At 56.4% G+C, this 16,759-nt stretch carries 8 protein-coding genes and 1 tRNA gene; 1 reads left to right on the plus strand and 8 read right to left on the minus strand.

The features are described 5' to 3' along the window. Positions 1–275: 275 nt before the first annotated feature. From Q1K76_RS11900 to Q1K76_RS09870, 8 genes are all read right to left on the minus strand, one after another. Complete coding sequence (locus tag Q1K76_RS11900) at positions 276–521, minus strand: GIY-YIG nuclease family protein (RefSeq protein ID WP_366944495.1); 246 nt, start codon at positions 519–521, stop codon at positions 276–278. 203 nt (positions 522–724) lie between these two features. Continuing rightward, positions 725–798: transfer RNA gene (locus tag Q1K76_RS09840), tRNA-Met, on the minus strand. Between the two features lie 99 nt (positions 799–897). Then, positions 898–3,621, minus strand: a complete 2,724-nt coding sequence (locus Q1K76_RS09845; RefSeq protein WP_300132947.1) for a calcium-translocating P-type ATPase, PMCA-type — start codon at positions 3,619–3,621, stop codon at positions 898–900. After that, positions 3,618–5,030 carry a histidine--tRNA ligase gene (gene hisS / locus Q1K76_RS09850; protein ID WP_298662919.1) on the minus strand — a complete coding sequence of 471 codons (1,413 nt, stop codon included), beginning with the start codon at positions 5,028–5,030 and terminating at the stop codon, positions 3,618–3,620. Before hisS ends, Q1K76_RS09845 begins: the two co-directional genes overlap by 4 nt. A 354-nt stretch (positions 5,031–5,384) precedes the next feature. Continuing rightward, positions 5,385–8,768: a hypothetical protein gene (locus Q1K76_RS09855; RefSeq protein ID WP_300132950.1), complete on the minus strand. Its 3,384-nt coding sequence runs from the start codon at positions 8,766–8,768 to the stop codon at positions 5,385–5,387. Positions 8,769–8,770: 2 nt separating this feature from the next. Further along, positions 8,771–10,804, minus strand: a complete 2,034-nt coding sequence (locus Q1K76_RS09860) for a carboxypeptidase-like regulatory domain-containing protein (RefSeq protein WP_298662923.1) — start codon at positions 10,802–10,804, stop codon at positions 8,771–8,773. A 15-nt stretch (positions 10,805–10,819) separates the two neighbouring features. Beyond that, on the minus strand, positions 10,820–11,368 hold the full coding sequence (locus Q1K76_RS09865) for a DUF3575 domain-containing protein (protein ID WP_143240939.1): 549 nt from the start codon (positions 11,366–11,368) through the stop codon (positions 10,820–10,822). 232 nt (positions 11,369–11,600) lie between these two features. Then, positions 11,601–12,281 carry a zinc metallopeptidase gene (locus Q1K76_RS09870; protein WP_087408763.1) on the minus strand — a complete coding sequence of 227 codons (681 nt, stop codon included), beginning with the start codon at positions 12,279–12,281 and terminating at the stop codon, positions 11,601–11,603. A 276-nt stretch (positions 12,282–12,557) separates the two neighbouring features. Between Q1K76_RS09870 and Q1K76_RS09875 the strand changes: the two genes are divergently transcribed. Continuing rightward, positions 12,558–16,754: an acyl-CoA dehydratase activase-related protein gene (locus Q1K76_RS09875; protein ID WP_300132954.1), complete on the plus strand. Its 4,197-nt coding sequence runs from the start codon at positions 12,558–12,560 to the stop codon at positions 16,752–16,754. Positions 16,755–16,759 lie beyond the last annotated feature (5 nt).

The raw sequence follows: 16,759 nt of genomic DNA on the forward strand, positions 1-16,759 counted from the left end.
AGCGCGGAATGACAAGAACGTCACCCCGCACCTCGATGCGGGGTCCAGAAGAGGATAAGCGAGGCTTTCATTTACGGAGTCCTTGCCAGTATTTACCTCATGCGGTATTCCCCCCCCCTTTGCGGACTGTCTCCTTTGCGGGTATTTTCTGGATTCCGCGTCGGGGCGCGGAATGACTACATACAAAAAAAAAAGAGCTCCAATTACCTGAAGCTCTCTTCGTAGCGAGACCGGGGTATAATCCCGGGACCTTCCCGATACTGTATCGGGACGCTCTAACCCTTCGCTATCAACTGCTCGATATATATTCTACACTTCTTATTCTTTATCTCTCTCTCCCGAGCCATGGCGGCCCCTTTCTCCGTATAGGATTCGCTATACACCAATTCCCAAGGCCTGCCGCTTCGGGTACTCGGCGTAGCTCCCGCATTGTGCTTCGACAAGCGAGTGGCTATATCGTGAGTATAACCTACATAGTATCGATTGCGTGTACGTGAATAGAGGATATAAACGTAATACATTGGAGGAGGTAAAAAAATGCCTCACTGAATCGTGAGGCAACTTTTATTTTTCGTAGCGAGACCGGGGTATGATCCCGGGACCTTCCCGATGCTGCATCGGGACGCCCTAACCCTTCGCCACAATAATAAAAAGCACCAAGCCTCACTTCAAGTGCTATATGAACTTAACGAAAAAGAGCTCCAGTTACCTGAAGCTCTCTTCGTAGCGAGACCGGGGTATGATCCCGGGACCTCATGATTATGAATCATGCGCTCTAACCAACTGAGCTATCTCGCCATCATGTCTATTTTTGTACCGACCACTTGTCAAATGCGGTGCAAAGATAAACGATTATTTTGGACTACGCAACAAATCGGCGCATTTTTTATCAACAATTTATGCCACAATTCTGCGAATGAGTCGATAAATCTCGCCAATCCACAACACAATGGAGGTAGCGGCAAAGATATAAACCCAATCCATGAGCTGCAGCGGGGTCACGCTGAAGAGCGCACCGCCCACACTCACGATGAGTATCTGCCCGGCCAGGATGATGAGCGTTACCCACAGGAAGCCTTTGCAGGTGTTCAAGCGGCTGAAGGCCGACTGCACATTGCCGAAGGCCTTGGCGTTGAACATGTTCCAGAATTGCAGGAAGACGAATATCGAGAAGAAGAGGGTAAGCTCGTAGCGGGTAAGGCCTTCGTGCACGGGACTGAAGTTGAAGAAGTTGGCCAGGAAGAGACTCAGGTCGAACTGGGCTATCGAAGTGACATCGACATGCTTGAAGTATTGCAGCAGCCCGAAGAGGAGCAGCACAAAGGCGATACCGGTACCGATGATGCCCTTGCCCATGGCACGGGTCACGATATTGTCGTTGAGGTGGCGGGGCTTGTCGCGCATCACCCGTTCGTCGGGCGGCAGCGAGGCCAGAGCCAGCGCGGCAAAGGTATCCATAATGAGGTTCACCCACAGCATCTGCGTGACGGTGAGCGGCGACTCGGTGCCCAGGAAGGCCCCCAGCAGCACGATGAGGCAGGCCGCTACGTTGATGGTCATCTGGAAGAGAATGAATTTCTGGATATTGCGATAGAGCGAACGGCCCCACAGCACCGCTTTGGTGATGCTGCCGAACGAGTTGTCGATGATGGTGATGTCGCTGGCCTCCTTGGCTACCGAGGTGCCGTCGCCCATCGAGAGGCCCACCTGGGCGGCATTGAGGGCGGGAGCGTCGTTGGTACCGTCGCCGGTCACGGCCACCACCTCGTCTTGCGACTGCAGCAACTTCACCAGCCGCTCCTTGTCCATAGGTCGGGCGCGGGCAATCACCTTCAGGTCGGGGATACGCTCGAGCAGCTCCTTGTCGGAGAGGTTGGCAAACTCGGTACCGGTGATGATGTTGCGGTCGCCATCCTCGGGCTTCCACAACGAAATCTGGCGGGCTATCTCGCGAGCCGTAGCCGGGGTGTCGCCCGTCACAATCTTCACCTTGATGCCGGCATTCAGGCACTCGGCCACAGCCTCGGGCACCTCCTTGCGCACGGGGTCGGCAATAGCGGTCACACCCAGGAAGGTGAGGTGGATATGAGGCGACAGATGGCCGGCCATGAAGTAAGGCTCGTCGGGACCTACCAGCGCATAGGCAAAGCCCAAAGTACGCATGGCCTGGTTCTGATACTGCAACAGTTTCGCCTCCACGCCCGGACGGCTGCTCTCCATGGGCACGAGCCCCTGGGCCGTAACCATCTGCGAACAGAAATTCATCACATACTCGGGGGCACCCTTTACATAGATCACCCGACGGTTGAGCAACGGCGAGTCGACCACCGTAGCCATATACTTGCGCTCGGTCGAGAAGGTGAGCTGCTCCACCACATGAGCCCGGTTGCGCAACTCGGCATAGTCGACACCCTGGTCGGCCAGCCACAGCAGCAGAGCCCCCTCGGTGGGGTTACCCAGCACCTTCACCCCGTTGGCACCCTCGTCGAGGTGAGCCGTCGAGTTGGCGGCAATGCCTTCGGCAATAATCGCTTTGATATTCGAGTCGGAGGCGTAGTCAAAAGCAGCCTCGCTCACCCGCATCTGGTTTTGGGTGAGGGTTCCCGTCTTGTCGGTACAGATGACCGTAGCCGCACCCATCGTCTCGCAGGCGTGCATCTTGCGCACCAGGTTGTTGTTGGCCAGCATGCGCTTCATACTCATGGCCAGGCTCAGGGTCACACTCATGGGCAACCCCTCGGGCACAGCCACCACGATAACGGTCACGGCAATCATGGCCGTCGAGAGCAGGTAGCTGCCGAAGCTGAGCCAGTCGAGCACCGGATGGTCGGTGAGGTAGATGACCGTGCGGGCCACAAAGATGATAGCGGCAATCACATAACTGGCCTTCGTGATGAACGATGCCAGCGTATTGAGCTGCTTGTCGAGCGGAGTTTGGGTATTGTTCTCGATTTGTGAACCGGTATAGACCTTGCCATACTCGGTAGCGTCGCCCACCTGAGTCACCTGCATCACGCCATAGCCGCCCAGCATGGTCGAACCGTTCATCACGGCGTTGGAGGGATAGGTAGCATCCTTGTCGAAGTCGGCTTCGACCGTCGTCTTGGTGGCCATGGGCTCACCCGTGAGCGACGACTCGTTCACCTGCACCGAGACGGCACTCAGCAGAATACCGTCGGCCGGTATCTCGTCGCCGGCATTGAGCATGACGATGTCGCCCACCACCACCTCGCGTTTGGGAATCTCGACAATATGTCCGCCCCGCACCACCTTCACGGGCAGGTCGTCGTTCACCTGATTGAGAATGTCGAACTTCTTGGCGGCACTCATCTCGAAGAGGAAGCCCACCACCGTAGCCAGCAGGATAGCCAGGGCGATGCCGGCCGGTTCGAACAGGGCCGAAGCCCCGGCCTCGCCAGTTGCCACGTGATAGACTGAAACGGCTATCGACAGCAACAAAGCTACCAATAAAATACGAATGATAGGATCGGAGAATTTCTCCAGAAACAATTTCCACATCGGGGTTCGGGCCGGTGGCGTCAACACGTTTTCGCCATACTTTTCCCTACTTTTCAACACCTCGGCCTCAGTCAAGCCGGTGTATTCCAATTTCGAGCTCATCGATTCAATCTATCTATGGTTTTATTTTCTTTTATCGTTTCTTGCCGATTACGCAAAAGGGCAATAACCTCGTCGAGCGAGAGCAACGACTGCTCGCCCGTAGTCATGTTTTTCAGAGCTATCTTGCCGGCGGCGATTTCGGTCTCGCCCACCAGAGCCACATACTGGGCCCCTATCGAGTCGGCATAGCTCATCTGTTTCTTCATCTTGGCCGGTTCGGGATAGATTTCGGCCCGCACGCCGGCAGACCGCAACCGAGCGAGGTGGCCCAGACAGACCTGGCTCTCGCGCTCCCCGAAGTTGACAAAGAGCACCTGTGTCGACTGCATCGACTCCTTGGGATAGAGGTCGAGCTGGTTGAGCACGTCGAAGATGCGGTCGGCACCGAACGAGATGCCCACGCCCGATACACCCGGCAGACCAAATACACCGGTGAGGTTGTCGTAGCGGCCGCCACCCGTGATGCTGCCTATCTGCACATCGAGCGCCTTCACCTCGAGAATGGCACCCGTATAGTAGTTGAGGCCGCGCGCCAATGTCAAGTCTATCTCGAGCGTCGAGCGCAACGGCGAGGCCGAGAGTTTCTGCAAGATATACTCCAGCTCGTCGATACCCTTCAAGCCCGTCTCCGAGCCAGCCAATTCGCGGCGCAGCACCTGCAGCTTCTCCTCGTTGCTGCCCTGCAACTGGATGATGGGTTGCAGTTGGGCCACAGCCTCCTGCGAAAGCCCCTTCTCCATCAGTTCGGCATTCACCTTGTCGAGCCCCATCTTGTCGAGTTTGTCGATGGCCACAGTAATGTCGACAATCTTCTCGGGAGCCCCTATCCACTCGGCTATACCGCTCAATATCTTACGGTTGTTCAACTTGATGGCTACCCGTATGCCCAGACGGGAGAATACCTCGTCGATCATCTCGATGAGCTCTACCTCGTTCAGCAGCGAGTCGGAGCCCACCACGTCGGCATCGCACTGGTAGAACTCGCGATAACGCCCCTTCTGCGGACGGTCGGCCCGCCACACGGGCTGAATCTGATAACGCTTGAAGGGGAAGGTAAGTTCGTTGCGGTGCATCACCACAAAGCGGGCAAAGGGCACGGTGAGGTCGTAACGGAGCCCCTTCTCGCACAGGCGGGCAGCCAAGCGGTTGAGGTTGCGCTCGGCCAGGTCGGCCTCCGAAACATCCGAGAGGAAATCGCCCGAGTTGAGCACCTTGAAGAGCAACTTGTCACCCTCCTCGCCATATTTGCCCATGAGGGTCTGCAGGGTCTCCATGGCCGGCGTCTCAATCTGCCGGAACCCATAGAGAGCAAAAACTTGTTTTATCGTATCGAATATGTAATTGCGCTTGGCCATCTCGTCGACCGAGAAATCGCGCGTACCTTTGGGAATGGAAGGTTTTGCCATCATATTTTTCATTGTCTATTTTATGTTCTTCGCGGGGAGAGCTCCCGGCTTCAATCTATCCCGGCAGCCACCTTGCCGATTGCAGGCTTCACGGCCCGGCTGTCCAATCGAAACCTATCGGGTATCTGCTGCCTTCGCTTTTTTACCGAGCAAAGATAATGCAAAAAAGTGATATAGCGTACATACTCCGCGATATAGTTGGTTCTTTATCCTTGAGAAAAAAGCCGGTATTCACCCCCCCTTCCGAATATCCTGCCCCGAAAGCCGACGACAGGTATCCCTGGCCACGACCTCTGAAAAACGCAGGCACCCGACTCACGCTCGAGAGTCGGGTGCCTGCAATATCATAGTCGTGCGTCAAAACCGATAGGCGGTTCCTACCGAAACCCGGCCTACGCCGATAAAGTGGTGAGTGTTGGTTTCGAACAGCTTATCGTCCCAGAGGGTCATCGAAGGCTCCACAAAGAGGTCGAGCGTGCGCGATACGTTCCAGCGCAACTGAGCGGCACCGCGAGCCACCCAGCCTATACCGCCATCGCGGTTGTAGTTGCTCCAGCCCAGACCGGTACCCAACGAGGCAATCAAGTGGAACCGACGATCGGGGTCGGGCTCGAGCAGCGACGAGAGGTTGAGCAGATAGTCGGCATGGAGCGTCCCTACGTTGAGTGTAGGCGAAGTTCTCGGGGTAATGAAGTCATAGCCCAACCCTACCGATACACCCGATGCGGCCGTAAACCAACGACCCAGTGCAATGTCGGTAGCGACCGACACCTTGCGGTAACGGTCCATCAATATCGTTTCGCTGAAGAGCGAAGGGCCTACCGATACCGATACAAAGGTGTTGCGGTCGGGAGCACGACGGCCACCCTCTACCGCATTGCGGCCCAGCTTGTAGTTGAGGCCCACCAGCACGCGGGCTTCGGTATCGACACTGCCATAGGTGTGAGGCAGGTGCGAAGCCACGAGTTGCGGCTCGACAAACAGGTCTATCCCCGACGAGAGGTTGAACCGTCCCTGAACGCCGGCCCGGGCTCCATACACAAATTCGTTCTGTTTCCGGCAATTGCCCACGCCGCCATACACACCACCCAATACCAGCAGGTCGAAGAAGCGGTCGGGATTATACCCTACGGTAAAGGCCGAGAGATTGAACAGATAGTCGGCCGAGAGCGACAAGGCCATATATTGCGGTTGGGTGCGATAGTAGCCGTAGTCCAAGCCCAAACGCCAGGCCGACAGCGGAGTATACCACTTACCCAGCGAGAGGGTGGCTCCATAACCCGAAGCGAACTGCAGGCCTGACTTCCGGAGCCAGCGGCCCGTATAGCCTACCGACACGAAATATTTGTTGTCGGTATCGTAGGCGGCATGATTGGCCTGGTAGTCGTAGTGGTTGAGCCGGTATTGAAGGCCCACGTTCACCGAGGTGAGCATGTCAATCGGCAAACTGGCCATGCCTTCGCGCGAATAGTTCTTCCCGAATACCCGCAGTTGAGGCTCGACGAACAAGCCGATACCCGAACCGACATTCCACAACCCTTGCAGACTCAGGGCGGCACCGGGGTAGAATCCCGTGTGGTTGCCGGTAGCATAGGAGAGCACGGCACCTACCCCCAGGTGAGTCTCGAAGATGCGCGACGGGTTATAGCCGTAGAGAGTCGAGTTGATATTCCACAGGTAATCGAGTTGCACGAGGCCGAACTTGCGATACCCGATCTCAGAGTCGCGATAAGCGCCGGCACCGGCCGAGAGCCGCACACCCGATGCCCCCGTAAACCATTTGCCCACATAAGCCGAAGCCATGGGCCCGATGCGGTCGAGCGGATGAAAAACCAAATTGCGGTGCATAATACCGGCAACACCTACGCCTGCTCCGTAAAATATATGGTCTACGAAGTTTTCGTGGCGAAACTCCTGGGCCTTCTCCATCGTACCATGTGTGCGCCCGTAGCCATAGAGCGAATAGGTGAGACCGGCCGTAATCGTGGGCACGACATCGATGCTCGAGATAAGCTGCTGTTCCCAACGGTTATCCTGCCCTACAATCAGACGGGGCTCGATGAACAAGCCAAACATATCGTTGAGCCGGAAGAGACCTTGCAGACCTACACCTGCACCCACGCTGTGCTGGAAATAGCCCTCCGACGATACAAAATCGTAATTGAGACCGGCCACCCCACTCAGCGAGAAGAGGCGGCTGCGATCATAACCATAGAAGAGGTTAGTCAGGTTGAACAGATAGTCAAGCTGACCACCCACGGCCCACGTGTGGTGCGTCGTAAAGCGGGCATCGAGCGACGAGAAATTGGCCAGCAACCGCACGCCCGAAACCGGATTCCACCAGGTGCCTATACCGCCGAACAGGCGATAACCCTTGTTGGGTAACGGGTCGGAGATTGAGGTATTGAGCACACTGGCAAAGCCACCGCCTATCGTCAGGTAGAGGTCGCCGATGCTCCGAGGCAAGTCGAACGGGTCTTGCTCGATAGTCGAGCGATTGATTGCAGGCGAAACCGGCCGATAGGTAAGTCCGGCCCATACCGAAGCCAACGGGTCTACCGCACTCAGGTGGTCGCCCCAGGCTCCGTTGGCAAAGACATCGACCCGAGGCTCTATGAACAGGCCCAGATTTCCAGACAAGCGGAACTCGCCGTGCAAACCGGCCCCCACACTCCAGCGACTCTGGAGCTTTTCATCGACAGCCACCTTGTTATAACCAGCTCCCAAAAGGCCCGACATCTCGAACACCCGACCAGGGTTATATCCACCGAAGAGGGCGTGCATGTTGAAGAGGTAATCGAGCTGGGCTCCTACCGATGCCTTATGGGTATTCCGGTCGGTTTTCAGATAACGGACCGTCCCCGACAAGCGCAGCGACGATACCGGCGTGAACTGCTCGCCAATTGATACCATGGCAGTATAACCCGAGTCGAGCAACGGGTTCAACGAACTGGTCAAGGTCGACGACAGACCACCTGCCAACGAGAAGAAGAGACCTTGATTAGCCCCCCAGAACGATTCGTGCCGACGTACCGGCGCCGAGAGCAACCGATACCCCAGACCGGCCATGAGCGAGGCCTCCCAGTCGTATCGCATCCAGGTAGAGATGCCGTCGATGCCGTCGGTATAGATACCTACCCGCGGCTCGAGGTAGAAGAAGGTGAGCGGCGAGAAGTTGAAGCGCGTCTGCATACCCAGTCTGAAACCTCCGCCGTGGGTCCAGTTGCCCCGGCGGTACAACAGTTGATATTCACCGCCGGCTACCCCTATCAGCTCGAAGATGCGCGACGCATTGTCTTTGTGCAACAAGGCCGAGAGATTCATCAGATAGTCGGCCGAGAGTCCGGCAAAATAGGGGTTGACCTCGCCCAGTCCATTGTGCAACCCGGCATTCAGGCCCAGCCGCACACCATGTACGGGGGTGAACCAGTCGCCCACCGTGAGACCGCTACGCAGCCCCAACCCCGGCGTAGAAAAGAGAGTCCCCGCCGAGCGGACGGCAGTGACTCCCGCCTCGCCCGTAAAGAAGAGGTGGTCGCCAAACTTTTTCCGGGCAAAGCGCTCGTTTCTGGCCGGACGCTGTAACATGTAATTCAATCCGTTGAACTGGGTCGTATCGTTATTCGCAGCCTCCTGTGTCTGGGCCGACGCGCTCCACGCACACAGCACCATCAACAGGCAGGCACACCTTACTGCCCCTTTACAACCACGCATACTGTATTTCGAATTTTTCCTTTTCATACTTACTCCTCATCATCATGTTGTTGCAACAATTCCAGCACATCGCCATCGATGCTGGCCACATCGCGCAGCGACGGGTCTTTCTTGAACGCACTTTCCAGATACGAGAGTGCGAGCACCACTTCGTCGACACGATTGGCCGCAACGGCCTTGATGTAGTTCTCGCGGGCCGAGTTACCCAACAGCTTGGCCTTCTCCCAAGCCTGGTCGTTGGCTTTGATGGCCAGCAACATCAACACTTCGTTGAAGGGCGAATCGGCCGAAACCTCCTGTATCACCTCGCTGTACCTGCCGTTCAAAGCCGCCGCATACACCCTGGCCTTGTGATAGACCCCGGTATCGGGCAAATCGGCGGCCAGCGAATCGGCCTGACCGAACTTGCCGACCGCCATCCAGGCGACTACCTGGTTGAGCCGGGTTTCATCGGGCAACTCGGGCAAACTCAGATAGGGGACGAGCAACTCGGCATCGGGCTTACCCTTCTCGATAAGGAGGGCTGCCAGGTCGGTGGCAGCTACCAGGAACTTCGGATAGACCTCGAGAGCCCGCCGGCATATCGCCTCGCGCTCGTCGGCCGAACCGGCCTGGTTGTACAACCGCCAGAACTCGTTGCGGGTGAGCTCGGCACTGTTGGTCCGATACAGAGTCCTTATCTCTTCGTCGGTGAGGTAGCGATACTGCGAGAAGAGCAGTTCGTAGCTGACCCGACGCAACTGCGGCAAATAGGTGCCCGTAATGAGCGGACGATAGAAGGGCAGCGACACCACCTTGCGCCACTGCCGGTTGGGATTGTCGGGGTATTGGTCGATAATGGCCTGTATGGCGTCGGCCTCCTGGTTCTTGCCGTCGGCCCGAAGCAGTTCGACCACCCGGCTCCAGGGCTCTACCGCGGCATCGGTACTTATATCGAGTTGCCGACGAGTCGACTCGTTCAGCTCTTTCAACACCCAATCCATGGCCGACGACATACGCTGCCCGGCCAACTTCAGGTTCTTTTCGTAACTACCGTCGGGCGAAGCCGTTCCCGCAATGGAGAAGCTCTTCAGCCGGGCATTGGGGTCGTTCTCGACCTCGCGCAGGCGGGCTACCAGCCGTTGCATCTCCTCGCGGTTGTTGCCGTCGTCGAGGTTGAGCCGGCTCTGGTTGACCCGGAAAGTCAGATTCACATCGCCCCGGGTATCGCGCAACTGCATCTCGGGTTGCGGGAAAAAGCGCTCGTTCTTCACCGCACTGCCGGGAATGTCGTACTCGAGGAACCGCAGCGGGTTGACCACGCCGCGGGCAATCACAAAGGTATCGCGGTAGAGCACCCGGTTGTAGTTCTCCATCGCCACCATCATGTCGCAACGGAAGTCGTCGTTGGGGTTCTCGACATAGGTCGAGTCGTTGTAGCCCACCCAATCGTCCTTGCGCGACGAGGTAGTTTTTATCTGCACATATTGCGACAAGGGGTCTTGCCGGGTGTCGTAGTCGTACATGCGCTCTTGCGTGATGGCATACTCCTTGCCGTCGAAAACTACCGGTTTGAGAAAGACCATCTGCCCGCGAGAGACATTGTAGATACCCGGTTGTATAATCATGCGGGCATCGGTCGTGAAGAGTTCGCGGGGAATCTTCACCCGGGTCTTCACATGGAAGTAGTTGCCCTTCACCTCGATATCGGTAGGCTCGGGCACCACCTTGTCGACGATGCGTTTGGCCGAGACCACCACCTCGTTCAGCGCCACGGCCGAAGGTTCGAGTTCGACATCGATGGTCAGTTCGCCACGCACGGCTACTTGTTTCTCTTCATATCCCAGCGACGAGAAGAGCAAATCGCCCTCCGAATCGATTTTCACCAAATACTTGCCATCCTCATTGGTAGCCCCCACCAGCTTGTTGGTAGCGGCGTTGAAGATGCTCACCCGGTAGAGCGGCTCACCCTCGATATTGGTGACCGTTCCCCGCACATTGATGTCGCGAGCCCACAGCGGCAGCAGTGCAGCCCCAATCAAAGCGCCTGCCACCCAGCAGGAGCGTAATCTATTTATCAGCATAGTCACAAATTATTATCACTTGAATATATAGGAAAACGAAAGGCCCAGCCGAATGGGAATCGGCGACCATTTGCGCAAGTTGGGCGTAGCGGGTTTCTCCTCGCCTTCGCGATAATCGAACGCCCGCAACCGGGCCATACCCACACCGAGCGTAGCCTCGAGGTTCCAGTGCCTACTCAATACGAACGCATAGCCATACGACAGCCCGGCGCCCCATATATCGCCCTGATACAGATGTTGCCTGATGTTCATGTTGTACAACCCGCCCAGAAAGCTAAGGCCCACGAAATGGCGGGCCATGGGACGGTTGAACCAATAGCGCAACTCGGGTTGCAATCGGGCATGTGTGGCCTTTACGTCGGCAACGGAAAACGTAAATGGATTGGCCGTGGCACTAATATCGAGGGTCAGCCGGCTGTTGAGCCGCATCTCCAGTGCCAGGTTGGGCGACAGTGTGGCCCAGTCGATTACATTACTCTTAAGCGCTACGCGCTGTGCATTGACAAATTGAGTACATAGGATAGCACACGCTATCCACACAATCTTATACCAATATTTCTTCATACGTTCTATCGGGTCGATCAACGACCCGTCTCGCCGGCAGACTTCACCCGAAGCACTTTGCCAACGATTCCATTCAAAAAAATTAGACCTTAAACAAAAACTATCGCAAAAGTAGGCAAATTGCTCATATTTACCAAAAAAGCTTTTACTTTTATATCTTTTAAAAAAAGCCGCTGCCCACACGGAGCAACGGCTTGTACATCTATCGGCTCAAACGGTATGGTATCGTTCCTTACTCGTCGCGACGACCTCCCACAAAAATGAGAATGTAGTACACCAGCGTAGCCAACGAACCCAGAGCAGCTACTACATAGGTGTAGGCGGCCCACTTGAGGGCATCTTGTGCCTTGTCGTGAGTCGTGGCATCGGTCACACCGGCCTGATTCAACCACGCCAAAGCCCGCTGACTGGCATTGATTTCGACCGGCAACGTAATGAAACTGAACAACGTAGTGGCAGCAAACAAAATGATACCTACAAGCATAATCTGAGGCATCACCTGTATGGTGAAGATACCAATCAGCAAAATCCATTGTACCCAGTTTGAAGCAAAGCTGACAAACGGAACCAGAGCCGAGCGCAATGTCAGGAACGAATAGGCTCGGGCATGCTGTACCGCATGGCCACACTCGTGAGCAGCTACAGCCGCAGCAGCCACGCTGTTGCCGTAGTAGACCTCGCGGCTGAGGTTGACCGTGTGGGTCGTAGGGTTGTAGTGGTCGGTCAGGCGACCGTCGATCTGTGTCACCGTGACATTATTGATGCCATTCTCCTGCAACATACGCATGGCAATATCGCGACCGGTAAGTCCATAGGGAATAGGCACTTGCGAATAGCGTTCGAATTTGCTCTGCAACGTACGCTGTACGGCGAAGCTCACCAACGCAATAACTATGAACAAGACATAAATCATGACTTTCTCTTTTATTTTCTGTTAGTAACCTGCCGCAAATATATAGGAAATAGTGCATCAATTGTGTTAATTCAAGAGGAGTTATAACCAAATTGTGTTAAATCAGAATCTTCGAACAGAAAATCCGAACAAATGAAGAAAGAGCCGCGTCCTACCCGAAAAGCCAAAAAAATTTAACAAGAGTTCCAAGGTCAAAGAATAATCTCTACATTTGCGTCTGACAGTATAGTCAGACATATAAGACAAATTATTTTTTTGACTTCAAATCATCGACTCATGCAAGCGACCAACTATTACAGAACAGGGTTAGACGTTGGCTCTACGACCGCCAAGATGGTGATTCTCGACAACCACGGACAGGTAGTATTCTCGCGTTACGAACGGCACAACGCTCAAGTAAACCGATTGCTCGAAACCTACTTTCGCGAAGCCCGCGAGCAACTGGGCGACGTGACTACGGCCATCGCCGTCACCGGCTCGGTAGGTATGGGCACGGCCGAACAGTTGCAGGCCGGGTTTGTACAGGAGGTGGTAGCCGCCACCCGGTACGCTCAGGAGAGATACCCCGAAGCCTCGGCCTTGATCGACATCGGTGGAGAGGATGCCAAGGTAGTCCTCTTTCAAGGCGAGAATATCGACCTGCGCATGAACGGGAACTGTGCCGGCGGCACAGGAGCCTTCATAGACCAAATGGCTGTATTGTTGGGCGTGAGCATCGAGCGATTGAACGAACTGGCCCTGCAGGCCGATCACATCCATCCCATCGCTGCCCGATGCGGTGTATTTTCGAAAACCGACATCCAAAACCTGGTCAGTCGCAACGTCCCTCTCGCCGACATTGCCGCCTCGATTTTCCATGCCGTAGCCGTGCAGACGATTGTCACACTGTCGCGGGGATGGACCTTCCGCCCGCCCATCCTGTTGTGTGGCGGCCCACTCACTTTTATCCCGGCCCTGCGCAAGGCCTTTGCCGACTACCTGCAAATTGCCGAGAGCGACTTCATCCTCCCGGCCGGAGGCAACTTGCTGCCCGCTCTGGGATGCGCCTTGTGTGCCGATGAGAACCAAGTCACCTCGCTTTCGCGCCTGTCACAAGCCATCGCCCGGCACAACGACACACCCCGCCAGGCCTCTTTGCCTCCCCTCTTTGCTTCGGCTCAAGAGTATGAGCGATGGCAAGCCGAGAAGGCCCGCTACAACTGGCCCTCACGGCCGCTTGCACCGGGACACCAGCAGGCAGTACTCGGCATCGATTCGGGCTCTACCACGACAAAGATTGTAGCCGTGGCCCCCGACGGAGCTATCCTCTTCACCCACTACGCCCCCAATCTGGGCAACCCCATCGAGGCGGTTCGCCAGGGACTCGCCGAACTGAAGAAACAGTGCGACGACCGGCAGACCCGACTCGACATCATCGGCTCGTGCTCGACCGGCTATGGCGAAGAGCTTATCAAGGCGGCCTTTGCCCTCGACGGGAGCATGATCGAGACCATGGCCCACTACAAGGCTGCGCGGCAGATGGAGCCCGAGGTAAGTTTTATCCTCGACATCGGCGGGCAAGACATGAAGGCCATCTTTGTCAAGCAAGGAGCCATCATCCGCATGGAGCTGAACGAAGCCTGTTCGTCGGGGTGCGGTTCATTCATCGAGACCTTCGCCCGCACGCTCGGCTACAAGGTTTCCGACTTTGCCCAAGCCGCCTGCACCGCCTCGCGACCTTGCGATTTGGGGACCCGCTGCACGGTATTTATGAATTCGAAAATCAAACAGGTACTGCGCGAAGGGGCCACCATTGCCGACATTGCCGCAGGCCTCTCCTACTCGGTCGTAAAAAACTGCCTCTACAAGGTACTGAAACTGAAGCACAGCAAAGAGCTGGGCGATACCCTTGTCGTGCAGGGAGGCACCATGCACAACGACGCTATCGTGCGGGCCTTCGAACTGGAAACCGGCCGACAGGTAGCCCGAAGCAACCACCCCGAACTGATGGGGGCCTATGGTTGTGTCCTTCAGGCGCTGGAACGGCAGTCGGCACCCCGCACACTCGACTCGCTGCTTGCCTCGACCGGCTACACCAGTCGTCAGATTCAGTGCGGCGGTTGCGAAAACCGTTGCTTCGTATGCCGCTACACCTTCCCCAACGGCAACACCTTCTACTCGGGAAACAAATGCGAACGGATATTCACCAACCGGGGCGAAAGCGAAAATCCCGGCCAGAACATCTACCCCTACAAGTACCGGTTGCTTTTCGACCGGGCGACTCCCGAACAGGGCTCGCCGGTCGTGGGGATTCCCCGGGTACTCAATCTCTACGAGAACTATCCCTTCTGGCACGCCCTCTTCACCCGTTGCGGCATCCGGGTCGTGCTCTCCGACCTGTCGACTTTCGTCAGCTACGAAAAGGCACTGCACACGGTCATGTCCGACAACATCTGTTTCCCGGCCAAACTGGTGCACAGCCACATCCAGAATCTCGTACAAAAGAAGGTCGACCGCATATTCCTCCCTTATGTTGTCTACGAACACGAGAGCGACGAAAAGATGTCGAACAGCTATACCTGCCCCATCGTAGCCGGATATTCCGACGTGATACGCAGTGCCATGTCGCCCGACATACCGGTCGACTCGCCGGCTATCACCTTTGCCGACATCGACCTGCTCACCAAGCAGTGCACCCGCTACCTGGCTACACTGGGTATCCCGCACGAACAGGCCCGCGAAGCGGTGAAGCAGGCCTGGCAAGCCCAGCGACAATACACCATCGACATCCGACAAAAGGCCAAGGCCATCGTACGGGAGAGCCGACAGAAGGGCGAACCTGTCATTCTACTGGCCGGGCGCCCCTACCACACCGACCCGCTCGTACAGCACAAACTCTCCGAGATGATTGCCAACCTGGGGGTGAATGTCATCTCCGACGACATCGTGCGGGGAGATGACGGAATCGATACCCACGACACCTACCTCGTCAAACAGTGGGCCTACATGAACCGCATCTTGAAGGCCGCCGAATGGGTGGCCCGACAAGGTAACGATATTCACTTCGTGCAGATGACCTCCTTCGGCTGCGGCCCCGACGCGTTCCTGCTCGACGAAATCCGCGACATCCTGCACCGCAACGGCAAGCCATTCACCCTGTTGAAAATCGACGACGTGAACAACATAGGCTCCCTGAAACTGCGGGTACGCTCGCTGGTCGAGAGCCTGCGACAAAACAATCGCCCCGTCACGACCGAAGCATTCCGCACGACCCAGGTATTCCACAAGAGCGACCGCCGTCGAAAAATCATCGCCCCCTTCATGTCGGAGTACATCACACCCATGCTGGTACCGCTTTTCAAACTGTCGGGATACGACGTCGAAGTGCTGCCTCCGAGCGATGCCGCTTCGGCCGAGACGGGATTGAAATATGCCAACAACGAGGTTTGCTACCCGGCCACCCTCATCGTGGGCGACATCATCAAGGCACTGGAATCGGGGCGATACGACCTCGACCACACGGCCGTAGCCATCACCCAAACCGGCGGACAGTGCCGCGCCACCAACTACCTGGCCCTTATCAAGCGGGCCATGCTCGATGCCGGGTTCGGCCATGTGCCGGTCGTCACGCTGAGGCTGGGACGAAAGGCCGTAAACGAACAAGAGGGATTCGAACTGAAGTGGGGCAAGATACTGTCGGTAGCCCTCAATGCCCTGCTCTACACCGATACCATCTCCAAGTTCTACCACGCCTCGGTCGTACGGGAACGGGAGCCGGGAGCCGCAGCCCGTCTGCGCGACCAATATCTGGCCATGGCCGAGAAGCCTATCCTCGACAACACGCCGTCTCTGCTGGTCGAATATGCAGCCCGGGCCGCTCGGGATTTCAACGGCATCTGCCTCGACAAAACGTGCCCCCGCGTAGGCGTAGTGGGCGAGATTTTCCTGAAGTTCAACTCCTTTGCCCACCAGCACGTGGTCCGCGTCCTTACCGAACAGGGCATCGAGGTTGCCCCGCCGCTGCTGTTGCCCTTCTTCATGCAGGGATTCGTCAACCGGGACAACAAGGAGTCGATGTACCTGTCGAAGCAGCACATCCCCCACTTCCTCTCCCGGATGGCCTATCGGCTCATCGACAAACGGATAGCGCAGTTCAACCGCACGGGCTCGGAGTTCCGCTACTTCGTCCCCTTCAGCGACATCTACGAAGAGGCTGCAAACACCCGAGGCGTAGTATCGGGTGCCGCCCAGTTCGGCGAGGGGTGGCTGCTCCCGGCCGAGATCATCGAGTTTACAAAACAGGGTATTCACAATGTCATTTCGCTACAACCTTTCGGCTGCATTGCCAACCACATTGTATCGAAAGGCATCGAAAAGAGACTGCGCATGCTCTATCCTGAATTAAATTTATTATCTTTGGATTTTGACAGCGGTGTAAGCAGCGTGAATGTAACCAACCGATTGTTGCTTTTCACCCACCACTTAAGAGCCTAACGACC

This window comes from uncultured Barnesiella sp., assembly GCF_946496565.1.
Lineage (GTDB): Bacteria > Bacteroidota > Bacteroidia > Bacteroidales > Barnesiellaceae > Barnesiella > Barnesiella merdigallinarum.

What these genes read in the sequence shown, in the direction of transcription:
- Q1K76_RS11900 (WP_366944495.1), bottom strand. Translation starts at nt 521, where the DNA reads ATGTATTACGTTTATATCCTCTATTCACGTACACGCAATCGATACTAT.
- Q1K76_RS09845 (WP_300132947.1), bottom strand. Translation starts at nt 3,621, where the DNA reads ATGAGCTCGAAATTGGAATACACCGGCTTGACTGAGGCCGAGGTGTTG.
- hisS (WP_298662919.1), bottom strand. Translation starts at nt 5,030, where the DNA reads ATGATGGCAAAACCTTCCATTCCCAAAGGTACGCGCGATTTCTCGGTC.
- Q1K76_RS09855 (WP_300132950.1), bottom strand. Translation starts at nt 8,768, where the DNA reads ATGAAAAGGAAAAATTCGAAATACAGTATGCGTGGTTGTAAAGGGGCA.
- Q1K76_RS09860 (WP_298662923.1), bottom strand. Translation starts at nt 10,804, where the DNA reads ATGCTGATAAATAGATTACGCTCCTGCTGGGTGGCAGGCGCTTTGATT.
- Q1K76_RS09865 (WP_143240939.1), bottom strand. Translation starts at nt 11,368, where the DNA reads ATGAAGAAATATTGGTATAAGATTGTGTGGATAGCGTGTGCTATCCTA.
- Q1K76_RS09870 (WP_087408763.1), bottom strand. Translation starts at nt 12,281, where the DNA reads ATGATTTATGTCTTGTTCATAGTTATTGCGTTGGTGAGCTTCGCCGTA.
- Q1K76_RS09875 (WP_300132954.1), top strand. Translation starts at nt 12,558, where the DNA reads ATGCAAGCGACCAACTATTACAGAACAGGGTTAGACGTTGGCTCTACG.